This window comes from Streptomyces sp. SCSIO 30461 (assembly GCF_037023745.1).
Lineage (GTDB): Bacteria > Actinomycetota > Actinomycetes > Streptomycetales > Streptomycetaceae > Streptomyces.
In genome coordinates, this window is the sequence record NZ_CP146101.1 from 2,009,763 (window position 1) to 2,034,651 (window position 24,889).

The 24,889-nt window shown below is 69.8% G+C and carries 18 protein-coding genes; 15 read left to right on the plus strand and 3 right to left on the minus strand.

All coding sequences use genetic code 11. From position 1 onward, the window contains the following. Nucleotides 1-56: 56 nt before the first annotated feature. The gene (locus V1460_RS09155; protein ID WP_338673233.1) at nt 57-839 is read left to right on the plus strand and encodes a DUF4190 domain-containing protein; all 783 of its coding nucleotides are present in this window, start codon (nt 57-59) and stop codon (nt 837-839) included. Between the two features lie 113 nt (nt 840-952). Here the strand turns inward: V1460_RS09155 and V1460_RS09160 are convergent, their stop codons facing one another. Then, nucleotides 953-1,549, minus strand: a complete 597-nt coding sequence (locus V1460_RS09160) for an NADAR family protein (RefSeq protein WP_338673234.1) — start codon at nt 1,547-1,549, stop codon at nt 953-955. Between the two features lie 174 nt (nt 1,550-1,723). Between V1460_RS09160 and V1460_RS09165 the strand changes: the two genes are divergently transcribed. From V1460_RS09165 to V1460_RS09190, 6 genes are all read left to right on the plus strand, one after another. Next, entirely contained in the window at nt 1,724-3,238 is a 1,515-nt protein-coding gene (locus tag V1460_RS09165) for a gamma-aminobutyraldehyde dehydrogenase (protein WP_338673235.1), read from the plus strand. A gap of 157 nt (nt 3,239-3,395) precedes the next feature. Continuing rightward, nucleotides 3,396-4,646, plus strand: coding sequence for a spermidine/putrescine ABC transporter substrate-binding protein (locus V1460_RS09170; RefSeq protein WP_338673237.1), 1,251 nt, complete (start codon nt 3,396-3,398; stop codon nt 4,644-4,646). A gap of 66 nt (nt 4,647-4,712) precedes the next feature. Next, complete coding sequence (locus tag V1460_RS09175) at nt 4,713-5,864, plus strand: ABC transporter ATP-binding protein (protein WP_338673238.1); 1,152 nt, start codon at nt 4,713-4,715, stop codon at nt 5,862-5,864. Continuing rightward, the gene (locus V1460_RS09180) at nt 5,861-6,802 is read left to right on the plus strand and encodes an ABC transporter permease (protein WP_338673239.1); all 942 of its coding nucleotides are present in this window, start codon (nt 5,861-5,863) and stop codon (nt 6,800-6,802) included. Before V1460_RS09175 ends, V1460_RS09180 begins: the two co-directional genes overlap by 4 nt. Next, on the plus strand, nt 6,802-7,608 hold the full coding sequence (locus tag V1460_RS09185; protein ID WP_338673241.1) for an ABC transporter permease: 807 nt from the start codon (nt 6,802-6,804) through the stop codon (nt 7,606-7,608). The genes V1460_RS09180 and V1460_RS09185 overlap by 1 nt, the downstream gene beginning before the upstream one ends. 63 nt (nt 7,609-7,671) lie before the next feature. Further along, nucleotides 7,672-9,087, plus strand: a complete 1,416-nt coding sequence (locus V1460_RS09190) for an FAD-dependent oxidoreductase (protein ID WP_338673243.1) — start codon at nt 7,672-7,674, stop codon at nt 9,085-9,087. Here the strand turns inward: V1460_RS09190 and V1460_RS09195 are convergent. Together V1460_RS09195 and gabT are read right to left on the minus strand one after the other, a co-directional pair. Beyond that, on the minus strand, nt 9,084-9,704 hold the full coding sequence (locus V1460_RS09195) for a phosphatase PAP2 family protein (protein WP_338673244.1): 621 nt from the start codon (nt 9,702-9,704) through the stop codon (nt 9,084-9,086). The two genes, V1460_RS09190 and V1460_RS09195, sit on opposite strands and share 4 nt — an antisense overlap. 363 nt (nt 9,705-10,067) lie before the next feature. After that, complete coding sequence (gene gabT / locus V1460_RS09200; RefSeq protein WP_338673246.1) at nt 10,068-11,402, minus strand: 4-aminobutyrate--2-oxoglutarate transaminase; 1,335 nt, start codon at nt 11,400-11,402, stop codon at nt 10,068-10,070. A 369-nt stretch (nt 11,403-11,771) separates the two neighbouring features. On the opposite strand from gabT, the gene V1460_RS09205 reads away from it, so the two are divergent. The 8 genes from V1460_RS09205 (at nt 11,772) to ispG (ending at nt 24,872) form a co-directional block, all read left to right on the plus strand. Further along, nucleotides 11,772-13,916 carry an ATP-binding protein gene (locus V1460_RS09205; RefSeq protein WP_338673247.1) on the plus strand — a complete coding sequence of 715 codons (2,145 nt, stop codon included), beginning with the start codon at nt 11,772-11,774 and terminating at the stop codon, nt 13,914-13,916. Nucleotides 13,917-14,088: 172 nt separating this feature from the next. Then, nucleotides 14,089-15,669, plus strand: coding sequence for a PucR family transcriptional regulator ligand-binding domain-containing protein (locus V1460_RS09210; RefSeq protein WP_338673249.1), 1,581 nt, complete (start codon nt 14,089-14,091; stop codon nt 15,667-15,669). Nucleotides 15,670-15,861: 192 nt separating this feature from the next. Beyond that, the gene (locus V1460_RS09215; protein WP_338677983.1) at nt 15,862-16,764 is read left to right on the plus strand and encodes an EamA family transporter; all 903 of its coding nucleotides are present in this window, start codon (nt 15,862-15,864) and stop codon (nt 16,762-16,764) included. Between the two features lie 195 nt (nt 16,765-16,959). Continuing rightward, nucleotides 16,960-18,405 (plus strand): aldehyde dehydrogenase family protein, encoded by a 1,446-nt coding sequence (locus V1460_RS09220; protein WP_338673250.1) that lies wholly within the window; start codon nt 16,960-16,962, stop codon nt 18,403-18,405. Nucleotides 18,406-18,724: 319 nt separating this feature from the next. Then, nucleotides 18,725-20,671: an acyl-CoA dehydrogenase family protein gene (locus V1460_RS09225; protein ID WP_338673251.1), complete on the plus strand. Its 1,947-nt coding sequence runs from the start codon at nt 18,725-18,727 to the stop codon at nt 20,669-20,671. Between the two features lie 206 nt (nt 20,672-20,877). Then, nucleotides 20,878-22,188 carry a 1-deoxy-D-xylulose-5-phosphate reductoisomerase gene (gene dxr, locus V1460_RS09230; protein WP_338673252.1) on the plus strand — a complete coding sequence of 437 codons (1,311 nt, stop codon included), beginning with the start codon at nt 20,878-20,880 and terminating at the stop codon, nt 22,186-22,188. Beyond that, entirely contained in the window at nt 22,185-23,486 is a 1,302-nt protein-coding gene (locus V1460_RS09235; protein WP_338673253.1) for a site-2 protease family protein, read from the plus strand. The genes dxr and V1460_RS09235 overlap by 4 nt, the downstream gene beginning before the upstream one ends. Nucleotides 23,487-23,717: 231 nt before the next feature. After that, nucleotides 23,718-24,872 (plus strand): flavodoxin-dependent (E)-4-hydroxy-3-methylbut-2-enyl-diphosphate synthase, encoded by a 1,155-nt coding sequence (ispG, locus tag V1460_RS09240; protein WP_338673254.1) that lies wholly within the window; start codon nt 23,718-23,720, stop codon nt 24,870-24,872. Nucleotides 24,873-24,889: the final 17 nt, after the last annotated feature.

Consider the following 24,889-nt stretch of genomic DNA (forward strand, 5'->3'; position numbering starts at 1 on the left):
CGCGGCCTTGCGCGGCGCCCGTAGCATGACCAGTTCACGATGGGGGAGGACGACACATGCAAGAGCAGAGTGACCGGCCGCCGGCCGGCCACACCCCGAGCGATCCCTGGGCGCCACCCGAGCACAGCGCCTCGCAAGGGGGACGAGGGCAGTCCGGTGGGGTGGAGCTCGGCAAGTCCACCGCGCCCGCGAGTCCGACCGTTCCGGATGTCCAGGACACCCCGCCGGCCGGACGCGGTGTCCATGACCAGCCGACCCTGACCTCGGTGCCCGACACGGAGACAGGCACAGGTCCGGCGGACCCGCCCCCTGCAGGCACCGGTGCAGTGCCGCCGCCACCCGTGGCCCCCGGCGGGCCGGCGCAGGCCGCTCCCGGTGCGTACGGCTACCCGGCGGCGCAAGGACCCGTGACCTCCGCGTACGGATACCCCGGCTACCCGGTTTCCTCCGGGCATCCCGGATATCCGGGTCACACCGGCTCCTGGGGAGTCACGGCACAGCCGCAGAACGGTTTCGGCACCACCGCGATGGTGCTCGGGATCATCTCGGTCTGCGGCTTCTTCTGCTACGGCATCCCCGGCTTGGTCCTGGGCGTGCTGGCGCTGATCTTCGGCATCCTGGGGCGCAAGCGCTACGTGCGAGGCCAGGCGACCAACAAGGGGCAGGCCCTCGCGGGGATCATCCTCGGCTCCGTCGGGATCGTGCTGGGGGCCGCTTTCTTCGCGTTCATGGTGTGGCTGTTCGCGAACCACGAGGGATGGGACGAGGAGAGGTACGACAGCGGGGTGGACGACGACCCCTGGGCGACGACCCTGGTCGTGTCCGACCCCCGCCGCTGACCGGACGGGCCACCGGGCGGGCACCCGCACCGCCCGGTGGCCCGCCCTCGGCGCCAGGCCCGCCTCGGTGCCGCCCTCGCCCCGTTCCTGTCGCCGGTCGACAGCTCTCCGGGTCACGCCCCCACATCGCCACCGGGAGCGGACGACGGCACCGCGGCCCGCAGCCGCTCGCGTGCCTCCATCAGTGCGAACCCCAGCAGATTCCGCCCGCGCCAGCGCGCCGGATCGCTGACCCGCGCGTCGTCCGCGGCGAGCCCGATTCCCCAGATCCGGTCCATGGGACTCGCCTCCACCAGTACCCGGTCACCGGTGGACAGCAGGTAGGAGCGCAGTCGCGGGTCCTGCGAGAACTTGTGCACGCTGCCCGCCACCACGATCGCGAAGCGCTCACGGGCCCATATCTCCTCGCTGAAGCCGCGCACCAGCCGGCCCGCCTTCTTCGCCAGCGCCGGATGAGGCGCTTCCACGGCCTGCCGCTCCGCCTCCTCGTCGCCGAAGATCCGTGCCTTCTCGGCCATCATCCAGTGCTCGGCGGTCGCATACTCGACCCCATCCGCGGTGAACCGCGACGGCCACCACTGGCTCAGGCAGGCGGGCCCGATCTCGCCTTCGCGGCGTGCTGTGTGACCCCAGAAGTAAAGAAACTTCAAGCGCTCACCGCCCCTGATCCGCTTTACCAGGGACTCGGTGGTCAACTCAGTGCTCCCCATGCACGCGAGTGTGGCATTCGCCACTGACACTCCGTACGGGATCGACGCTGGGACGCGACACATGGTCAACCGAATCCGTCGCGTAACCAAAAGGCAACTACGGAATCACTTGTTGGAGAGCTATCCCTCTGTCAGGATCGGCACTCAAATCGAGCTGGAACAACGGAGAGCGTCATGGGCAACCGCTTCCAGGCACAGGACCGCTTCGCGGACGGGGCGCAGTACATCGGCGGCCGGCTGCGTCCGGGCACATCAGGACGACACCACGCCGTCGTCGATCCCGCCACCGGAGAGCAGGTCCTCGCATACGAGCTGGCAGGCACGGCGGACGTCGACGACGCCGTCGCAGCCGCCCGCGAGGCGTTCCCCGGCTGGGCGGGCGCCACCCCGGGCGAGCGCTCCGACGCCTTGCACCGCTTCGCCTCCGTGCTGACCGAGCAGGCGGAGGATCTCGCCCAGGCCGAGTCCCTGCAGTGCGGAAAGCCGATCAAGCTGAGCCGCGAGTTCGACGTGCCCGGCACGGTGGACAACACGGCGTTCTTCGCCGGGGCTGCGCGCCACCTCCAGGGCCAGTCCGCCGGTGAGTACAGCGGTGACCACACCTCGTACGTACGCCGGGAGCCGATCGGTGTCGTCGGGTCCATCGCGCCCTGGAACTACCCGCTCCAGATGGCCGCCTGGAAGATCCTCCCGGCCATTGCCGCAGGCAACACCATCGTGCTCAAGCCCGCCGAGATCACCCCCCTCACCTCGCTGATGTTCGCCCAGGCCGCCACCGAGGCAGGTATCCCCGACGGTGTGGTCAACGTCCTCAGCGGCAGCGGAAGGGAAGCCGGAGAGCACCTCGTCGGGCACCCCGACGTGGCCATGACCTCGTTCACCGGCTCCACGCCCGTCGGCAAGCGGGTCGCCGAGGTCGCCACGGCCACCGTCAAGCGGCTCCACCTGGAGCTCGGCGGCAAGGCCCCCTTCGTGGTGTTCGACGACGCCGACCTGGAGGCCGCCGTGCACGGCGCCGTCGCGGGCGCGCTGATCAACACCGGCCAGGACTGCACCGCCGCCACCCGCGCCTATGTGCAGCGGCCGCTCTACGACGCTTTCGTCGCCGGAGTCGCCGACCTGATGGCGACCGTGCGGCTCGGCGACCCCTTCGACCCCGCCACCGACCTCGGGCCGCTGGTCTCCCATGTCCAGCGCGACCGTGTCGCCGGGTTCGTGGACAGGGCCCGTGCGTACGCCACCGTCGTCACCGGCGGCCAGGTGCCCGGCGGGGACCTGGAGAGGGGCGCGTACTACCTGCCGACCCTGATCGCAGGGGCGGCCCAGGACAGCGAGGTCGTCCAGTCCGAGATCTTCGGCCCGGTGCTGGTCGTCCTCCCCTACGACTCGGACGACGAGGGGATCAGGCTCGCCAACGACACCCCGTACGGCCTGGCCGCGTCCGCCTGGAGTCGGGACGTGTACCGCACGGGCCGGGCCACCCGCGAGATCAAGGCGGGCTGTGTCTGGATCAACGACCACATCCCGATCATCAGCGAGATGCCGCACGGCGGCTACAAGGCCAGCGGCTTCGGCAAGGACATGTCGGTGTACTCCTTCGAGGAGTACACGCAGGTCAAGCATGTGATGTACGACAACACCGCAGTGGTCAGGAAGGACTGGCACCGCACGATCTTCGGTGACCGGTGACCGGTGACCGGTGACCGGTGACCGGTGACCGGTGATCCGCGATCCGCCATCGGAGAGCGGTGATCGACGAGCGGCTCCCGCCGCGTGGCCCAGCCGCAGCTTCAGCGGCGAAAGCACCCCCTATAGGGCACACGATTCCCCCGGAAGGGCACAGCGCATGAAGCAGTACCAGCCCGAGCAGCTCTCGGCGACCCAGCAGGCAGCGATACGGCGCAGCATGGCCGGCGGCAGGGGCGCCCTCTCCCGCCGCTCCCTGCTGCGTGCGTCCGGTGTCGGCGCGCTCACCGTCGGCGGCGTGGGCGCACTGAGCGCCTGCGGGATCCCGCCGGCCAAGCGGGAGGGCGACGCGCCCGCCGCGTCCGACGACCACTCGAAGCAGGAGAAGCAGATCGCCTTCTCCAACTGGACCCAGTACATCGACATCAGCGACGACGAGAAGAGCCGCCCCAGCCTGAACGCGTTCTCCAGGCGCACCGGGATCCAGGTCAAGTACACCGAGGACATCAACGACAACGTCGAGTTCTTCGGAAAGATCAGGCCCCAGCTCGCGGCCGGCCAGGACACCGGGCGGGATCTGATCTGCGTCACCGACTGGCTCGCCGCGCGGTTCATCCGGCTCGGCTGGGCGCAGAAGCTCGACCCCTCCAACCTCCCGAACGCCTACGCGCATCTCTCGCCGCAGTTCCGCAGCCCCGACTGGGATCCGGGGCGGGCCTACTCCTACCCTTGGACCGGTATCTCGACCGTCATCGCCTACAACGCCAAGGCGACGGGTGGCCGCAAGATCGAGAGCGTGTCGCAGCTGTTCGACGACCCGGCACTCAAGGGCAGGGTTGCCTGCCTGTCCGAGATGCGCGACACCATCGGCATGACCCTGCTCGACATGGGCAAGGACCCCGCCAAGGTCACCGACGACGACTACGACGCGGCGATCGCCCGGGTGCAGCAGGCCGTCGACAAGAAGCAGATCCGCCGCTTCACCGGCAACGACTACACATCGGACCTCGACAAGGGCGACATCGCCGCCTGTCTGGCCTGGGCCGGCGACCTCGTCCAACTGCGGGTCGACAACCCCGACATCAAGTTCGTGATCCCCGACGCCGGCTATATGACCTCCAGCGACAATCTGCTGGTCCCGGCCAAGGCGCGGCACAAGACCAACGCCGAGAAGCTCATCGACTACTACTACGAGCTCCCGGTGGCGGCCCAGCTCGCCGCCTACATCAACTACGTGTGCCCGGTCGAGGGCGTGGGCCCCGAGCTCGCCAAGATCGACCCGGAACTCGCCGAGAACACGCTGATCCTCCCGGACAAGGCCATGGCGGCCAAGTCTCACTCCTTCCGCTCGCTGAGCAGCAAGGAAGAGACGGCTTACGAGGAGAAGTTCGCCAAGCTCATCGGCGCCTAATCGATTCTGCGCCCCTGTTCGCACCCCCTTGCTCCTGCTCGCCCTAGACCTCCGGGACCGCGACCCATGACAGACAAGAACGCCGGCGGCGACGTCCGACTCTCCGGGATCAGCAAGACCTACGGCTCCTTCACCGCCGTACACCCACTCGACCTCACGGTGCCCCAGGGCTCCTTCTTCGCCCTGCTCGGCGCCTCCGGCTGCGGTAAGACCACCACCCTGCGGATGATCGCCGGACTGGAGGACCCCACCACCGGCACCGTCTTCCTCGGCGACCGGGACGTCACGGACCTGCCCCCGTACAAGCGCCCCGTGAACACCGTCTTCCAGAGCTACGCCCTCTTCCCGCATCTGAGCGTGCACGAGAACGTCGCCTTCGGACTGCGCCGCCGCGGCGTCAAGTCCGTGCGGAAGCAGGTCGACGAGATGCTCGAACTCGTCCAGCTCGGCGACAAGGCCAAGCACAAGCCGCACCAGCTCTCCGGCGGCCAGCAGCAGCGTGTCGCCGTCGCCAGGGCCCTGATCAACCACCCGCAGGTGCTGCTGCTCGACGAGCCGCTCGGCGCGCTCGACCTCAAGCTGCGCCGCCAGATGCAGCTTGAGCTCAAGCGCATCCAGACCGAGGTCGGCATCACCTTCGTCCATGTCACCCACGACCAGGAGGAGGCCATGACCATGGCCGACACGGTCGCGGTGATGAACGGCGGCCGGGTCGAGCAGCTCGGCGCCCCCGCCGAGCTCTACGAGAACCCGCAGACCACCTTCGTGGCCAACTTCCTCGGCACCTCCAACCTCATCGAGGCCGAGGTGGCCGAGATCAGCGGCGGCGACATCCTGGTCAGCGCCTCCGATGCCAAGCTGAGGCTGCCCGCCGCACGCACCGCCACCCAGCCCCGCGCCGGCGGCAAGCTGCTCGTCGGCGTACGGCCGGAGAAGATCTCGCTCGTGCACGCCGACGACATGGACGGCATTCCCGACGGCCGCAACCGCTTCACCGGAAAGATCGCGGACTCCAGCTTCATCGGAGTCTCCACCCAGTTCGTCATCGACAGCCCGGTCTGCCCGGAGCTCGAGGTGTACGTGCAGAACGTGGAACGGGACGCACGACTCACCCCCGGCGCGGAGGTCGTGCTGCACTGGAACCCGGAGCACACCTTCGGACTGGACGCGGCCCAGGACATCGATGCTGGTGTCGAGACCGTGGAGGAGGCAGCATGACGACCGCCTCCGAGACAGCCGTGGCACCGCCTGAGCCAGGGCTGGAGCCGGGCCCGGTCACCCGCAAGCCATCGCTGCGCCGGGCGCTGGTGCCGTACTGGCTGCTGCTGCCGGGCATTCTGTGGCTGATCGTCTTCTTCGCCCTGCCGCTGGTCTACCAGGCGTCGACCTCGGTGCAGACCGGCTCACTGGAGCAGGGCTTCAAGGTCACCTGGCACTTCCAGACCTACTGGGACGCGCTGACCGACTACTACCCGCAGTTTCTGAAGTCGCTGCTCTACGCGGGCACGGCCACGTTCCTGTGCCTGCTGCTCGGCTATCCGCTGGCGTATCTGATCGCGTTCCGGGCGGGCCGTTGGCGCAATCTGCTGCTGGTGCTGGTCATCGCCCCGTTCTTCACCAGCTTCCTGATCCGCACGCTCGCCTGGAAGACGATCCTCGCCGACGGCGGCCCGGTGGTGGACGTGCTCAACACCATCGGCTTCCTGGACGTCACCAGCTGGCTGGGGATGACCGAGGGCAACCGGGTACTGGCCACCCCGCTCGCGGTCGTCACGGGTCTGACGTACAACTTCCTGCCGTTCATGATCCTCCCGCTGTACACCTCGCTCGAGCGGATCGACCCCAGGCTCCATGAGGCCGCGGGAGATCTGTACGCAAGACCGTCGACGGTCTTCAGGAAGGTGACCTTCCCGCTGTCGATGCCGGGTGTCGTCTCCGGAACGCTGCTGACCTTCATCCCGGCCAGCGGTGACTACGTCAACGCCGAACTGCTCGGCTCCACCGACACCCGGATGGTCGGAAACGTCATCCAGTCGCAGTTCCTACGGGTGCTCGACTACCCGACCGCGGCAGCGCTGTCGTTCATCCTCATGGCGGTCGTGCTGATCATGGTGACCGTCTACATCCGCCGGGCAGGGACGGAGGACCTGGTCTGATGAGTCTGGTGCGCTGGATACGGCGGAATCTCGTCGTGCTCGTGGGCCTGCTGACGCTGGCCTACCTGATCATTCCGAACATCATCGTGATGGTGTTCTCCTTCAACAAACCGGCGGGGCGCTTCAACTACTCCTGGCAGGAGTTCTCCACCGACGCCTGGAAGGACCCGTGCGGTGTCGCCGACATGTGCGACTCGCTCAGTCTGTCGCTCTGGATCGCCCTCTGGGCCACCATCGGCGCCACCGTACTCGGCACGATGATCGCCTTCGCACTGGTGCGCTACCGCTTCCGGGCGCGCGGCGCGATCAACTCGCTGATCTTCCTGCCGATGGCGATGCCCGAGGTCGTCATGGCCGCCTCGCTGCTGACCCTCTTCCTCAACCTGGGCGCGGAGCTCGGCCCGACGACCATCCTCATCGCGCACACCATGTTCTGCCTCAGCTTCGTGGTGGTGGCCGTCAAGGCACGCGTGCTGTCGATGGACCCGAGGCTCGAAGAAGCCGCCAAGGACCTCTACGCGGGGCCCGTCCAGACCTTCCTCAGAGTCACCCTGCCGATCGCGGCGCCCGGTATCGCCGCGGGCGCGATGCTGTCCTTCGCGCTGTCGTTCGACGACTTCATCATCACCAACTTCAACTCGGGCAACACCGTCACGTTCCCCATGTTCGTCTGGGGCTCGGCCCAGCGCGGTACGCCCGTCCAGATCAACGTCATCGGTACGGCCATGTTCGCCATCGCCGTCGTCGTCGTGGTCACCGCCCAGGTCATCACCAACCGGCGGAAGAAGACCGCACTGCCCAAGTAGGACACGCAGCGCAAGGCCCGGGGCCCCGACCGGCCCCGGGCGAGCTCCGAAGGAGTGGAAACCATGGCCCCAGCAGCCATGACCTTTGCCTCATCGCTCTCCGACGCCCAGCCCGTCCCCTTCTGGCTGGAAGACCCCGGCAAGCCGGCCGCCCTGCCGGCGCTCACCCGCGACGAGCGGACCGATCTGCTCGTCATCGGCGGCGGCTACAGCGGACTGTGGACGGCCCTCATCGCCAAGGAACGCGACCCGAGTCGGGACGTCGTACTGATCGAGGGCCGCGAGGTGGGCTGGGCCGCCTCGGGCCGCAACGGCGGCTTCTGCGCCGCGTCCCTCACCCACGGCCTCAGCAACGGCCTCGCCCGTTGGCCGGACGACATGGCGCGGCTGGAGGACATGGGCGCGCGCAACCTCGACGCCATCGAGCAGGCGGTCGCCACCTACGGCATCGACTGCGAGTTCGAGCGCACCGGCGAGATCGACGTCGCCACCGAACCGCACCAGGTCGAGGAACTCCGGCAGCTGTACGAGGAGGCGGACAGCGTGGGTCTGGCAGGCGGAATGGAGCTGCTCGACCGCGACGCGGTACGCGCCGAGGTCGACTCGCCGACCTTCCTCGGCGGGCTGTGGGACCGCACCGGAGTCGCCATGCTGCACCCGGCGAAGCTCGCCTGGGGCCTCAAGCAGGCCTGCCAGGACCTCGGTGTGCGCATCTACGAGAACACCCGTGCGCTCCAGCTCTCCTCGTCCGGCACGGAGGTGGCCGTCCGCACCCCGTACGGCAGGGTCTTCGCCCGGCAGGCGGCGCTGGGTACGAATGTCTTCCCGTCGCTGGTCAGGCGCCTGCGCCCGTACATCGTCCCGGTCTACGACTACGCCCTGATGACCGAACCGCTGTCGGCCGCCCGACTGGACGCCATCGGCTGGAAGAGGCGCCAGGGCCTCGGCGACAGCGCCAACCAGTTCCACTACTTCCGGATCACCACTGACCACCGCATCCTGTGGGGCGGCTACGACGCCATCTATCCCTTCGGAGGCCGGGTCACCGCCGACCGGGACCACCGTCCGCAGACCTATCTGAAACTGGCCGGGCAGTTCTTCACCTGCTTCCCACAGCTGGAGGGATTGCGCTTCACCCACGCGTGGGGCGGCGCGATCGACACCTGCTCCCGCTTCTCGGCGTTCTTCGGCACGGCGCACGGCGGGAAGGTCGCGTACGCCACCGGTTACACCGGGCTCGGCGTGGGTGCGACCCGCTTCGGCGCCGATGTGATGCTCGACCTGCTCGCCGGGGAGCGTACCGAGCGGGTCGAACTGGAAATGGTCCGCCGCAAGCCCGTGCCGTTTCCGCCGGAACCGGTCGCCTGGGCGGGCATCGGCCTCACCAAGTGGTCACTGGCCCGTGCGGACGAGCGGGGCGGCAAGCGCAATCTGTGGCTGCGGACGCTGGACCGGCTGGGGCTCGGCTTCGACAGTTAGTGCCCGTCCACCGGGGGCTCATGGGCGCGCGGACCGGGACGTCGGCCCGCGCGTGCCGTCCATGCCCGTGCCGTGGCCCTCGCGCCGATCAGCAGGATGGCCCCCAGGCACCAGCTCCCGAGCACGTCCAGGGGCCAGTGGTATCCCCGCAGGACAAGCCCGGCGCCTGCGCCGAGCGTGACGAAGGCCGCCACGACGCCCGACGTCAGGGCCATGGCCCTGTTGCGCGTGGTTCCGGACAGCAGCAGGGCCGCGGCGCCGTACGCCACCATCGCGGTAGCCGCATGGCCGGAGGGGTAGTACCCGATTTCTTCGGTGAGCGGCCCCGGTCGGCCGATCAGCGCCTTGAGCGGAGCGACCAGGGCAGGGACGAGGGCCATCGCGAGCACCGCGGCCAGTGCCTCGGCCCGTCGGCGGCGCCATGCGGACCATGCCGCGGCCGCGGCCAGGACCGGCAGTGCGACCGTCATGTTTCCGAGATCGGCGAGGAACTCGGCGAGCCGGACCGGGCCGGTACCCACAACCGCTCGTTCGACCCGCTCGTCGAGGGTGCGGAGGGAGCCGTGGGCGGCGACCTGCCAGGTCGTGAGCGCCCAGACGGCGACCGCCAGGAGCACGCCGAGTGTCGCGGGAGAAACAGCCGACCGCCCCGGAACAGGGGGGTTGGCTCCGAGGCGGTCGTGCTGACCGGTGCACCGCGCGCCCCGGGGGGTCTGGGGCGGGCGGCTGTCCGATCGGTGAGGAGTTCCGGAGCCGCTGGCTCCAGTGGTGTGCGCGAGGGCACGGCCAGAACGGGGCTGGGGGGGCTCCGGCCTGGAACCGCCCGCAGTCCCCTGCGAGCGGGGTGTTTCTCTCATCTGCGCAGACCGTACGGCAGCAGGGAGGGGGACCGACAGCCGGAACGCCATCCCGCCATCGCCCCCCCACACCTTCTTCACAGAGAGCACGCGATTACTCGCGGTCACCCCGAAGTGGAGTTCTCAGATCCCGGCGAACGCCGCCTCGATGATGTCCAGGCCCTCGTTGAGCAGATCCTCGCCGATCACCAGCGGCGGCAGGAAGCGGAGCACGTTGCCGTACGTGCCGCAGGTGAGTACCACGACGCCCTCGGCATGGCAGGCCTTGGCGAGCGCGCCCGCGGCCTCCGGGTTGGGCTCCTTGGTGGCCGGGTCCTTCACCAGCTCGATGGCGATCATCGCGCCGCGACCGCGGATGTCGCCGATGATCTCGTACTTCTCCTGCATGGCGGCGAGGCGGCCCTTCATGAGCTCCTCGATGCGCTTGGCCTTGCCGTTGAGGTCCTGCTCGCGCATGGTCTCGATGGCTCCGAGCGCACCAGCGCAGGCCACCGGGTTTCCGCCGTAGGTGCCGCCCAGGCCGCCCGCGTGAGCGGCGTCCATGATCTCGGCGCGGCCGGTGACGGCGGCCAGTGGCAGACCGCCGGCGATGCCCTTCGCTGTGGTGATCAGGTCGGGAACGACGCCCTCGTCCTCACAGGCGAACCACTGGCCGGTGCGGCAGAAGCCGGACTGGATCTCGTCGGCGACGAAGACGATCCCGTTGTCGTTGGCGAACTTCACGAGCGCCGGGAGGAAACCCTTGGCCGGCTCGATGAAGCCCCCCTCGCCGAGCAGCGGCTCGATGATGATCGCGGCGACGTTCTCGGCGCCGATCTGCTTGTTGATCTGGTCGATGGCCTGGGCGGCGGCCTCCGGTCCGCAGTTCTCCGGACCGGTCGGCCAGCGGTAGCCGTAGGCGACCGGGACGCGGTGGACCTCGGGCGCGAACGGGCCGAAGCCGTGCTTGTACGGCATGTTCTTGGCCGTCAGGGCCATCGTGAGGTTGGTGCGGCCGTGGTAGCCGTGGTCGAAGACCACGACCGCCTGGCGCTTGGTGTACGCGCGGGCGATCTTGACGGCGTTCTCGACGGCCTCGGCGCCCGAGTTGAACAGCGCGGACTTCTTCGCGTGGTTGCCAGGGGTGAGTTCGGCGAGGGCCTCGCAGACCTCCACATAGCCCTCGTAGGGAGTGACCATGAAGCAGGTGTGGGTGAAGGCCTGGAGCTGGGCCGAGGCCCGGCGTACGACGGCTTCGGCAGAGGCGCCCACAGAGGTCACGGCGATACCGGAGCCGAAGTCGATCAGGCGGTTGCCGTCGACGTCCTCGATGATGCCGCCGCCGACGCGGCTGGTGAACACAGGCAGCACGGAACCCACGCCACCCGCGACCGCGGCGAGGCGACGGGTCTGCAGCTCCTGCGACTTCGGGCCGGGGATGGCGGTGACGACGCGGCGCTCCTGCGGGATGTCGGTCATGGGGGCTCCTGGTGTCTTTCGGACGCACTGCTTCTTTCTTCGCAGGCTAGGGCCGGTCCAGGGGGTCCGGCATGCTCCGTTCGGGAGTGGTGGGGGCGTGTCGTTGTCCGCCACGGACATAGAAACCGGGCGGGTGCGGGCCGCGCTGCGCGGTACGGGCCCGTCCCGCCGGACCCTGGCTGGGGCGTACGGGCGCCGTAGGCGCCGGAGCGGACGCTGGTGCCGCAGTGCCTCCAGAACGCACCGCAGCGCACACACGGCCTGCCCGCGCACGCACGGATCCTGCCGCAGATCGGTGAACCACCCGCCGCCTACCACTAGATTGACGGTGGCACAGACGAGGTCCTGGCTGGTCAGGGGGCAGGGTTCATGGACACCGACGGCACCTACGACGCTCACGGCACACGCACGGGCGGCTCGCACTCCGTCCCGCGCCCGGCCGGGCCACCGCCCATGCCGAACGTGCCGCCGGAGCCCCCGGCCGTGCCCCCGGCTCCCGCCCACGCTCCGGCCCCGGCGATCGGCGGCTCCCTCGGCGACTGGCTGCGCACACCCCGCCCGCAGGCCGGGCCAGGGGTGTGGCGACTGGGGCACCGGCCACGGCCGGAACAGGAGCCGGAGTCGATCCCGATTCCGAGGCTACTCACCGGCGCATTGATCTCACTGCTGTCCGCGCTGCTCCTCTGGTCGCTCTACGACAACTACTACATCCCGTATTGGCTGGACCCCCACTACTGGACAGGGGCCTTGGTCAAACTGTCCGATGATGCGGTGGTGAAGGGCATCATCGGCGGGGCGATCGACATCCTGCTGCTCATCGGAATGATTGTTTTCTTCGGTCGCCTCGGGCACTGGCCCGAGCTGGGCCGCCGTTTGCTGCTTCCGCTGCTCGGCGTACCGCGCCCGCCACGTCGGCTCGGTCTGGAATCCAGTGCTGTCACCACCAGGCAGGACGACCCCGGCGATTGGCTCGAACTGCGCGGCGCGGGCCAGCCGGCGGTCGCGGACCGCCTCGCGGGGGAGGTCAGAGACGGGCGGATGAACGACATCGATTTCGCCCGGATCCGCCGAGCCTGGCATTCCGTGCAGGCCGACCCGTCGCGCCTCGAGGCTTTCACGGAGTCCGCGTTGCGACGCGGCTCGGCCGCCTTCACGCATCCTTCCGGTGATCGGGACCTGCCCGTGCGTACCGTGCGGCACGACCTGCTGGCACACCAGGTGCGCATCGGCACCGCCGCCGACCACCCCCGCAACCCCTACGCCCGGCGCACCACCGGTGTCGCCCTCGAACCGGCCGTCCTCGGCACCTCGCTGCTCGCGGTCGGACCCTCGGGGTCCGGGAAGACCGTCCGGCTGATCCGCCCCGTGGTCGAGGCGATGTGCCTTCAGGCGCTCGCCAACCGGGCCGCAGTGGTGGCCGTCGCCGCGCAGGGCACGCCGCTCGGCCCTGACGAGGCCTTCGACCTGGTCATCGCGCCCGGGCGGCCCGACTCCACGCACGACCTCGACCTCTATGGCGGCGCCGACGATCCCGACGAGGCCGCCCGAGTGCTCGCTGAGGCCCTGGTCGGGGATCTGACCGCCGACAGCCGACGGGCAGCCACCGCGCTCGCGCAGCTCATCGGGCCCTACCGCAGTGTCCACGGCCATTTCCCCGCCGTATCCGACCTGCGCGATCTCGTCGGCGGGGTGCCCGAGGCCGTCCGCGTCCTGCGCGAAACCCTGGAAGCAGCCGGGGAGTTCTCCCAACTGCGGGAGCTGGACGCACGCGAGCGGCAGTCGGAGCGCTCGGACGACATCGGTGTGCTGCTCGCCGAGCGCATCGCGTTCCTCGACCGTCCCGCCTTCGCGCGGTTCTTCCGTACCCGCGAGGCGGATCGTCAGTTCTCGCTGCGGGCCATCGAGCTCCCGCTGCGGGTCCGCGTCGACCTGCCCGAGCGGGGACACTCGGAGGCGTCCCGGATCATCGCCCGGCTGGTCCTGGCCCAGTTCACCGAGGCAGCGCTGGGGCGCGCGGACCGCTCCCTCTTCGCTTGCCTGGTCATGGACGACGCCACCCATACGCTCACGGCCGACGCTGTCCGGGCGGTCCAGCGGCTGCGTTCGGCCAACGCCGGGGTGGTGCTCGCACTACGGACGCTGGAGGACGTGCCCGATGTGCTTCGTGGCCCGCTGCTCGGCGCCGTCGGCTGCCGGATGGCCTTCGCAGGGCTCGGGCCATGGGACGGGGGGCGTTTCGCCGAGGCCTGGGGCACGGAATGGGTGCAGACCCGGGACGTCACCAACCGGCAGATCGTCTCGGACGAGCCGCTCACCAAGGCGCTGCACTTCATGCGGCGGATGGTGACCGGGAAGAGCGCCACCGCCGAGGCCGTCACGGTCCGCGAGGTCGAGCGACAGCGCTGGCCCGCATCCGAACTCGCGCACTCCCTGCCCGCCGGGCACGCGGTGTTGTCGCTCACCTCGGTACGGGGTGAGCATGCGCCGCCGGTGCTGGTCGATCTCCGTACATGAGGTCGATCTCCGCGCACGGGATCGGCCTCCCCGCGTAAGGCCGATCTCCGCGTATGACTCGGAGGCCGGAATCCCCGGGCGGCGTCCCACCCACTCATACGCCCTGGCAGAATTGAGCTTGCCGTTCATACGGGACGGCGAAAAACTCCTTTCGTCGAAAGCCCGCGGTCCCATGCCGGTCACCCTTGCCTCGCTCGTCCAGCACTCCGCGCTGAAGCTGACCGTGCGCGCCGGGGAGGGCAGACTCGAAACGCCCGTGCGATGGGCGCACGTCAGCGAGCTCGCCGACCCCGTGCCCTACATGGAGGGTGGCGAGCTGCTCCTCGTCACAGCGATGACCCTGGACGCGGCCGACGACGAGGCGATGCGGCGCTATGTGCGGCGGCTGGACGGCGCCGGTGTGGTCGGGCTCGGGTTCGCCGTAGGCGTCAACTACGACGACATCCCCGAGGCCCTGCTGCGCGCGGCCGGGGAGGCCGGCTTCCCGCTGCTCGAAGTGCCCCGCCGCACGCCGTTCCTCGCGATCAGCAAGGCCGTGTCGGCCGCCATCGCCGCCGACCAGTACCGCGCCGTGACCGCGGGTTTCGAGGTCCAGCGCGAGCTCACCCGTGCCGCGCTCGCGGACGGCCCGGCCGCGCTGCTGACCAGGCTGGCCGCCCATGTCGACGGCTGGGCCGCCCTCTACGACGCCTCGGGGTCGGTCGTGGCCGCCGCACCGGAGTGGGCCACCCGGCGCGCGGCGAGACTCACCGGTGATGTGTCCCGGCTGAGTGAGCGGTCCGCGCCCGCGAGCGCGGTGGTCGGCGAAACGGACGACCGGGTGGAGCTCCAGTCACTGGGTACCGGGCGGCGGGTGCGGGGCGTACTCGCCGTGGGCACCGGCGCCCCGCTGGGCACAGCGGAGCGATACGCGGTGCACTCCGCGGTAGCCCTGCTCACCCTGACCACCGAGCGTTCGCGTTCGCTCCAGGCCGCCGAGCAGCGCCTCGGCGCCGCGGTGCTCCAGCTGATGCTCGCAGGGCAGCCCGACCACGCCCGCGCGGTCGCGGGGGACCTGTACGGAACACTGCTCGACGCGCCGTTCCGGCTGCTGATCGCCGAGCGGGTGGGGGAACCGGACCCCGCCGACGCGCCCGCTCTGTCCGCGCTCGCCGAATCCGTGGAGTCCGCCGCGGCACGGTCAGGCGAGACCGTGCTCACCGTGCCCGAGGGCGACGGCCGGCTCGTCGTGCTCGCCGCCGACGGGGGAGAGGTGCTCAGCGGCTGCGAGGCCTATGCCGAGCGGAAGGCCGAGGAGTCCGGAGTCGTCATCGGCCTGTCGGGGCCGTCCGGACCGATCGCGGCCGCGGGGGCGTACAAGCAGGCCGAACAGGCGCTCTCGGTCGCCCGTCGCCGTGGCCGCGCCCTCGTGGAGCACGAGGAGCTGGCCGCCGGATCCGTCCTCCCGCTCCTCGCCGACGACGCCGTGCGGGCATTCGCCGACGGGATGCTGCGCGCACTGTACGAGCACGACGCGACCGGCCGCGGAGATCTCGTGGCCTCTCTGCGGGCCTGGCTCTCCCGCCACGGCCAATGGGATGCGGCAGCGGCTGACCTGGGTGTACATCGGCACACCCTGCGCTACCGGATGCGCCGGGTCGAGGAGATCCTCGGCCGCTCGCTGGACGACCCGGACGTCCGGATGGAGCTGTGGCTGGCGCTCAAGGCCACCGGGGACACGCCGTCGCACACCGAACCCCGCACCGCACCGTAAGCCGGTGGGTTCATACGGTCCGGCGGAACACCCAGAGCGGCCCGACGGCGCCCCGCGCTCGATTCTGCGGGGATCCTGCCCGAATCCGGGCAGATTTCTGGCGCCTGAGAGTTCTGATCTCTACCGTCCTGCCTCGTGACATCACGCGCTTTCCGCACCAGCACCCCCGCCGCACCGGCCGCCACCCCGCAGATCCAGGACGCGCCCCGTCGCGGATCCGGGGCGGTCTGGGGCGCGCTCGCCATCGTGTACGTCGTCTGGGGTTCGACGTACCTAGCCATACGCGTCGTCGTCGAGACGATGCCGCCGTTCCTGTCCACCGGCGCCCGCTTCCTCACCGCGGGGCTCATACTCGCCGCGTTCATCGCCTGGCGGCAGGGGCCGTCCGCCCTGAAAGCCACTCCGCACCAGCTCGGCTCCGCCGTGCTGGTCGGTCTGCTGCTCCTGGTCGGCGGCAACTCCCTGGTGGTCCTCGCCGAGACGTCCGTGCCCTCCGGGCTCGCCGCCCTCCTCGTCGCCGTCGTCCCGGCCTGGGTCGTGGTCCTGCGTCGGCTCTCCGGCGAACGGCCGGGCCCCGGTGCCTACGCCGGTGTCGCACTAGGGCTCGCCGGGCTCGCGGTGCTCACCCTTCCCGGACTGAGCGGCGACGTACGCCTCTGGGGCGTACTGACCGTCGTGGCGGGGACCCTGATGTGGTCGGTCGGCTCGTTCTCCTCGTCCCGCATCCCCATGCCCGCCAACCCCTTCGCGGCGAGTGCCTACGAGATGACGGCCGCGGGCTTCGGCTGCCTGCTGATCGGTCTGCTCCGGGGTGAGCAGCACGGCTTCGTGCTCACCGAGGCGTCCGCCCGCTCCTGGACGGCGCTCGCCTACCTGGTGGTGTTCGGGTCGCTGATCGCTTTCACGGCGTACGCCTGGCTGCTCCAGTCGGCTCCGCTGTCGCTGGTCGCCACCTACGCGTACGTCAACCCCGTCGTCGCCGTACTCCTCGGCGCGCTGATCCTCGACGAGGCGCTCACCTGGCCGATCGCGGTCGGCGGCGCGGTCGTCGTGGCGGGTGTCGGTCTCATCGTCAGCACGGAGCGCCGCCGCTGACCCCTCCCGCCACCACCGGCACGGCCACCGCCGCCGTCACCACTCACAGCCGACGTGCCAAAGCGGCAGGACTGCCACGCCGACCACTCCACCCCGGACAAACGCCATCCGTGGCATGGCCCCTCTATCGTTGGAAGTGAAGGACCCTGCACAGCCCAGAACCGCTTCCGCACTACTTCCGAAGGGCCGGGACACATGACTTCCACCCACGCCTTCTGGCTCGCCGGCCGCCAGGCCACCGGTGAGACGACCTTCGATGTCACGTCCCCCTGGGACGGACGGGTCGTCGGCACGGTCTCCGTGCCGACCGCGGCCCAGGTCGAGGAGGCCGTCGCCGCCGCGCACGCCGTTGTGGACGAGTTCTCGGCGACCCCCGCCCATGTACGCGCCGCGGCCCTCGACCACGTTTCGAAGCGGCTCGCCGAGCGCTCCGAGGAGATCGCCCACCTGATCTCCGCCGAGAACGGCAAGCCCGTCAAGTGGGCCCGCGGCGAGGTCGGCCGCGCCGTATCCGTCTTCCGCTTCGCTGCCGAGGAGGCCCGTCGCTTCAACGGCGGCGAGGCCCAGCGTCTCGACACCGACGCGGGCGGCCAGGGCCGACTCGGGCTCACCCGCCGCTTCCCGAAGGGCGCCGTCCTCGGTATCGCGCCGTTCAACTTCCCGCTGAACCTGTGCGCGCACAAGATCGCCCCCGCCATCGCCGTCGGCGCTCCGATCATCCTCAAGCCGGCGCCCGCGACCCCGATGTCCGGCCTGATCATCGGTGAGCTGCTGGCGGAGACCGAGCTGCCCGCCGGCTCCTGGTCCGTCCTGCCGGTGCCGAACGAGTCCATGCCCGTCCTGGTCCAGGACGAGCGGCTGCCGGTGATCTCGTTCACCGGTTCGGACAAGGTCGGCTACGCCATCGCGGAGTCCGTGCCCCACAAGCACTGCACCCTGGAGCTCGGGGGCAACGCCGCGGCCGTCGTACTCGGCGACTGGTCGTCCGATGAGGACCTGGACTGGGCGGCGACCCGTATCGCCACGTTCGCCAACTACCAGGGCGGCCAGTCCTGCATCTCCGTGCAGCGCGTCATCGCCGACGCGTCGGTCTACGACCGGCTCGTCCCGAGGATCGTCGCCGCCGTCGAGCAGCAGGGCACCGGCGACCCGTCCGACGATGCCACCGATGTCGGCCCGCTCGTCAGCGAGGACGCGGCCAAGCGGGTCGAGTCCTGGGTCGACGAGGCCGTCTCCGGCGGCGCCAAGCTGCTCACCGGCGGCACGCGCGACGGTGTGGCCTACGCCCCCACGGTGCTCGGCGACCTGCCCGCGGATGTGACCCTTGCCTGCGAGGAGGTGTTCGGTCCCGTGCTCACGCTGCACCGGGTCGAAGGCGAGGTGGAGGCCTTCGCCGAGGTCAACAACTCCAAGTTCGGTCTCCAGGCCGGTGTGTTCACCCGCGACCTCCAGGCCGCCTTCCGCGCCCACCGCGCCCTTGAGGTCGGCGGTGTGATCATCGGTGACGTCCCGTCCTACCGCGCCGACCAGATGCCGTACGGCGGCGTCAAGCAGTCCGGCGTCGGCCGCGAGGGCGTCAAGTACGCGATGGACGACTACACCTACGAGCGGGTGCTCGTCCTCACCGGACTGGCGCTGTAGAACGGCGCTGCGGACCGCGGACCGCGGACTGCAGAGCGAGGAATCGAGGACCGGTCCCGGGCGGGGCCCGGTCCTCGGGGGACCGGCCTGGGAACAGGCCAGGCCTCGGATGGCCGGAGCCCGATGTGCGGGGGCTCCGGCCGTCTCCGTATACCTGCGAGTACCCCGTTTCACGGTCGGATGGTCACTATTGCATCCGATACACCCGGGTGCCCCGCAAGACTGGTGAGGTGGTCCGGGATCGGGTAGATACGGACGAGTAGCTCCGTGTGGTAGCTCCGCACGGCCGCCCCCGACGAAGCGGCGAGGTGAGTCCCTCATGTCCGCCCCATCCACACCGAAAACCGCACCCAAGGTCTCCGAACGCGAAGCCCGGCAGGTCGCCGAGGCCGCACGGGAGCAGGGTTGGCGCAAGCCCAGCTTCGCCAAGGAACTCTTCCTGGGCCGCTTCCGGCTCGATCTCATCCATCCCCACCCGATGCCCTCGCCCGAGGAAGTCCAGCGCGGCGAGCAGTTCCTCGCCAAACTGCGGGACTTCTGCGAGACGCGGATCGACGGCGCCCTGATCGAGCGTGAGGCGCGGATCCCCGACGAGGTCGTCGCCGGACTCAAGGAGCTCGGCGCGCTGGGCATGAAGATCGACCCGAAATACGGCGGTCTCGGGCTCACCCAGGTCTACTACAACAAGGCGCTGGCCCTGATCGGCTCCGCCAGCCCGGCCGTCGGCGCGCTGCTCTCCGCCCACCAGTCCATCGGTGTGCCGCAGCCGCTGAAACTCTTCGGCACCCAGGAGCAGAAGGACTCCTTCCTGCCGCGCTGCGCCCGCACCGACATCTCCGCGTTCCTGCTCACGGAGCCCGACGTCGGTTCCGACCCGGCGCGCCTGGCCACGATGGCCGTGCCGGACGGCGACGACTACGTACTCGACGGCGTCAAACTGTGGACCACCAACGGTGTAGTCGCCGACCTGCTCGTCGTGATGGCCCGGGTGCCGCAGTCCGAGGGCCACAAGGGCGGTATCACCGCCTTCGTGGTCGAGGCGACCTCACCCGGCATCACGGTCGAGAACCGCAACGCCTTCATGGGGCTGCGCGGTATCGAGAACGGCGTCACCCGCTTCCACCAGGTCCGGGTCCCCGCGGCGAACCGCATCGGTCCGGAGGGATCCGGGCTGAAGATCGCGCTGACCACCCTCAACACCGGGCGCCTGTCACTGCCCGCTATGTGCGTGGGGGCGGGCAAGTGGTGTCTGAAGATCGCCCGTGAATGGGCGTCCGTGCGCGAGCAGTGGGGCAAGCCCGTCGCCAAGCACGAGGCCGTCGGAGCGAAGATCTCGTTCATGGCGGCCACCACCTTCGCCCTCGAGGCGATCGTGGACCTGTCGTCCCAGATGGCCGACGAGGACCGCAACGACATCCGCATCGAGGCCGCGCTCGCGAAGCTGTACGGCTCCGAGATGTCCTGGCTGATGGCGGACGAACTGATCCAGATCCGCGGCGGACGCGGCTTCGAGACCGCGGAGTCGCTGGCCGCGCGCGGCGAACGGGCGGTGCCGGCCGAGCAGATGCTGCGCGATATGCGGATCAACCGGATCTTCGAGGGCTCGACCGAGATCATGCACCTGCTGATCGCCCGCGAGGCGGTCGACGCGCACCTCTCGGTGGCCGGGGACATCATCGACCCGGACAAGTCACTCGGCGACAAGGCGAAGGCCGGCGCCCAGGCGACCGCCTTCTACGCCCGCTGGCTGCCGAAGCTCGTCGCCGGTCCCGGTCAGCTGCCGGGCTCGTACGCCGAGTTCAAGCGGACCGGCCATGCCGACCTGTCGGCTCATCTGCGGTACGTGGAGCGCTCGGCACGCAAGCTGGCTCGCTCCACGTTCTACGGGATGTCCCGCTGGCAGGGCCGCATGGAGACCAAGCAGGGCTTCCTCGGGCGGGTCGTGGACATCGGCGCCGAACTCTTCGCCATGAGCGCCGCCTGTGTGCGCGCCGAGCACCTGAGGCTTACCGGTTCGCACGGCCGTGAGGCGTACCAGCTCGCTGACGCGTTCTGCCGCCAGTCCCGTCTTAGGGTCGAAGAGCTCTTCGGTCGGCTGTGGGCCAACACGGACGACCTCGACCGGAAGATGGTCAACGGCGTACTCGCCGGCAGCTACACCTGGCTCGAGGAAGGCGTCATCGACCCGAGCGGCGACGGACCGTGGATCGCCGACGCCAGCCCCGGCCCCGCGAGGCGGGAGAACGTGCACCGCCAAATCCGCTGATCCTTGACGTTCGGCGCCGTCCCCGTCCCGCGTCCTGCCCGAGTCCACGACTCGATCGGCAGCGCGGGACGGGCGCGGCGCGTTTCCGGCGACACCCGAATGACGGCGGACACCAGACCGACGGGGGACACCCGGCAGCCGGGGGACACCGGCCATCGGGGGGCACCCTGTCCGGGTCGGCTACCGGTGCGGCCACAATGGGGGGCATGACCGACAGCCCATCCCCCCTCGCCGACCCGCATATCGTCTTCGACCCGGCCGCAGGCCGGCGGGACATCGTCGTACTCGGCTCCACCGGCTCCATCGGCACCCAGGCCATCGACCTGGTCCTGCGCAACCCCGACCGGTTCCGTGCCACGGCCCTCTCGGCAGCCGGCGGCCGGGTCGAGCTGCTGGCGGAGCAGGCGTACCGGCTGAGGGTGCGTACGGTCGCTGTCGCACGCGAGGAAGCCGTCCCCGCGCTCAGGGAGGCGCTGCGCGAGCGGTACGGGACGGGCGAGCCGCTCCCCGAGATCCTCGCCGGACCCGAGGCGGCCACGGATCTGGCCGCGTCCGACTGCCACACCGTGCTCAACGGCATCACCGGCTCCATCGGACTCGCGCCCACCCTCGCCGCACTCGGAGCGGGCCGCACCCTCGCCCTCGCCAACAAGGAGTCGCTGATCGTCGGTGGCCCCCTGGTGAAGGCGCTGGCCAAGCCCGGTCAGATCATCCCCGTGGACTCCGAGCACGCCGCGCTCTTCCAGGCACTGGCCGCCGGCACCCGCGCCGACGTCCGCAAGCTGGTCGTCACCGCGTCCGGAGGCCCCTTCCGGGGGCGTACCAGGGCCGAGCTGGCGGATGTCACCCCGCGGGACGCCCTCGCGCACCCCACCTGGGCCATGGGCCCGGTGATCACCGTCAACAGCGCGACCCTCGTCAACAAGGGCCTTGAGGTCATCGAGGCGCACCTGCTCTACGACATTTCGTTCGACTGCATTGAGGTGGTCGTGCATCCCCAGTCGTATGTCCACTCGATGGTGGAATTCACGGATGGCTCGACGCTGGCCCAGGCCACGCCTCCGGATATGCGCGGACCGATCGCGATCGGCATCGGCTGGCCGGAGCGGGTGCTCGACGCGGCGCCCGCCTTCGACTGGACCACGGCCTCCAGCTGGGAGTTCTTCCCGCTGGACACCGAGGCCTTCCCCTCCGTCGGGCTCGCCCGGCAGGTGGGGGAACTGGGCGGTACGGCCCCGGCGGTGTTCAATGCCGCGAACGAGGAATGTGTGGACGCGTTTCTCGCGGGACGGCTGCCGTTCAACGGAATCATGGATACGGTCACGGCAATCGTCGGCGAACACGGGACCCCGGCCAGGGGAACCTCGCTGACGGTGCCGGACGTCCTGGAAGCGGAGACCTGGGCACGCGCCCGGGCCCGGGAACTGGCCGCCCGGGCCGGACAGACGGTCGGCCTGCCCACCGGGCAGAAGGCCAAGGCGACGACAGCGAAGGCGACAGCGGAGGCTCGCGCATGACGATTCTGTTGACGGTCCTCGGGATAGCGCTGTTCGCGGTCGGGCTGCTCTTCTCCATCGCCTGGCACGAGCTCGGCCATCTGTCGACCGCCAAGCTGTTCGGCATCCGCGTGCCCCAGTACATGGTGGGTTTCGGCCCCACGATCTGGTCGCGACACAAGGGCGAGACGGAGTACGGCATCAAGGCCATCCCGGCCGGCGGCTACATCCGCATGATCGGGATGTTCCCGCCGGGCCAGGACGGCCGTATCGAGGCCCGCTCCACTTCGCCCTGGCGCGGAATGATCGAGGATGCGCGTACGGCCGCCTTCGAGGAACTGAAGCCGGGTGACGAAGACCGGCTCTTCTACACCCGCAAGCCGTGGAAGCGCGTCATCGTGATGTTCGCGGGCCCGTTCATGAACCTGGTGCTCGCGGTGGCGATCTTCCTGGGTGTCTCGATGTCGTTCGGCTTCCAGACCCAGACCACCACGGTCGCCGGGGTCCAGCAGTGCGTCATCCCGCAGAGCGAGGAACGCGACACCTGCGAGAAGACCGACCCGCAGTCGCCGGGTGCCGCGGCCGGTCTGCTGAAGGGCGACCGCATCACGGCCTTCGACGGCACTCCGGTGAAGGACTGGGCCGACCTGTCCAACCGCATCAGGAGCACCGTCGGCCCCGCCACCATCACCGTGGACCGCGACGGTCAGGAGAAGGTCCTCCACGCCACCCTGCGCGAGAACCTGGTCGCCAAGAAGGACGCCGACGGACAGGTCGTCCGCGACGAGTACGTCCGCGCCGGATATCTGGGCTTCGCCGCACAGAGCGAGATCGTGCCGCAGACCTTCGGGCAGTCCGTCGACCGTATGGGCGACATGATGGAGAACGGCGTCGAGTCGATCCTCTCGCTGCCCACCAAGGTCCCCGACCTGTGGACCGCGGCCTTCGGCGACGGCGAGCGCAAGGACGACTCACCGGTCGGGGTGGTCGGCGCAGCCCGCATCAGCGGAGAGGTGCTGAATCTCGACGCGCCGACGCCGAACATCATCGCCACGTTCCTGATGCTGCTCGCGGGCTTCAACCTGTCGCTGTTCCTGTTCAACATGCTCCCGCTGCTGCCGCTGGACGGTGGGCACATCGCCGGCGCCCTGTGGGAGTCCGTGCGGCGGAACATCGCCTGGCTCTTCCGCCGTCCGGACCCTGGGCCCTTCGACGTAGCGAAACTCATGCCGGTCGCCTATGTGGTGGCGGGAATCTTCGTCTGTTTCACCCTGCTGGTGCTGGTCGCCGACATCGTGAACCCGGTGAAGATCTCCTAGGCGCCGGAACGCTCCGGCACGGTTCGACGGTTCGAAGGGGCCGGGGCATCCGGGACGAAGGAGTCCGAGGAGTGCGGAGCGGCCGGGCATGCCGAATGCCCGGCCGCTCGCTCTTCCGAAGCCGTACGTGGCGCGATGTGCCCGGCCACCGGGGCGTGGCGTAACCTCAAAGGCCGGAGCCCGCTGACACCGACTCGGGACCTCGATCCACACCTTGGGGTTGCACAGCAGATGACCGCGATTTCTCTCGGAATGCCGTCCGTTCCGACCAAGCTTGCCGACCGGAGGGTCACGCGCAAGATCCAGGTCGGTTCGGTGGCCGTCGGTGGAGACGCCCCTGTCTCCGTACAGTCGATGACGACCACGCGGACGTCCGACATCGGTGCCACGCTCCAGCAGATCGCCGAGCTGACCGCCTCGGGCTGCCAGATCGTCCGGGTCGCCTGTCCTACCCAGGACGACGCCGACGCGCTCGCGACGATCGCCAAGAAGTCGCAGATCCCCGTGATCGCCGACATCCACTTCCAGCCGAAGTACGTCTTCGCCGCCATCGACGCCGGCTGCGCGGCGGTCCGGGTCAACCCGGGCAACATCAAGCAGTTCGACGACAAGGTCCGGGAGATCGCCAAGGCGGCCAAGGACGCCGGCACCCCGATCCGGATCGGGGTGAACGCGGGCTCGCTGGACCGCCGGCTGCTCCAGAAGTACGGCAAGGCCACGCCCGAGGCGCTCGTGGAGTCGGCACTCTGGGAAGCCTCGCTCTTCGAGGAGCACGACTTCCGCGACATCAAGATCTCGGTCAAGCACAACGACCCGGTCGTCATGGTCAACGCCTACCGGCAGCTGTCAGCCCAGTGCGACTACCCGCTTCACCTCGGCGTGACCGAAGCCGGTCCCGCCTTCCAGGGCACCATCAAGTCCGCGGTCGCCTTCGGTGCGCTGCTCAGCGAGGGCATCGGTGACACGATCCGGGTCTCGCTCTCGGCGCCCCCGGTAGAAGAGGTCAAGGTCGGCATCCAGATCCTGGAGTCGCTGAACCTGCGCCAGCGCCGTCTCGAGATCGTCTCCTGCCCGTCCTGCGGCCGTGCCCAGGTGGATGTCTACAAGCTGGCCGACCAGGTCTCGGCCGGCCTGGAGGGCATGGAGGTCCCGCTGCGCGTCGCTGTCATGGGCTGTGTCGTCAACGGCCCCGGTGAGGCCCGCGAGGCCGACCTCGGAGTGGCGTCGGGCAACGGCAAGGGCCAGATCTTCGTCAAGGGCGAAGTCATCAAGACCGTCCCCGAGTCGAAGATCGTGGAGACCCTCATCGAAGAGGCTCTGAAGATCGCGGAGCAGATGGAGAAGGACGGCATCGCCTCCGGCGAGCCCGAGGTCTCGGTGGGCTGACGTCGCGCGTCGGCGAC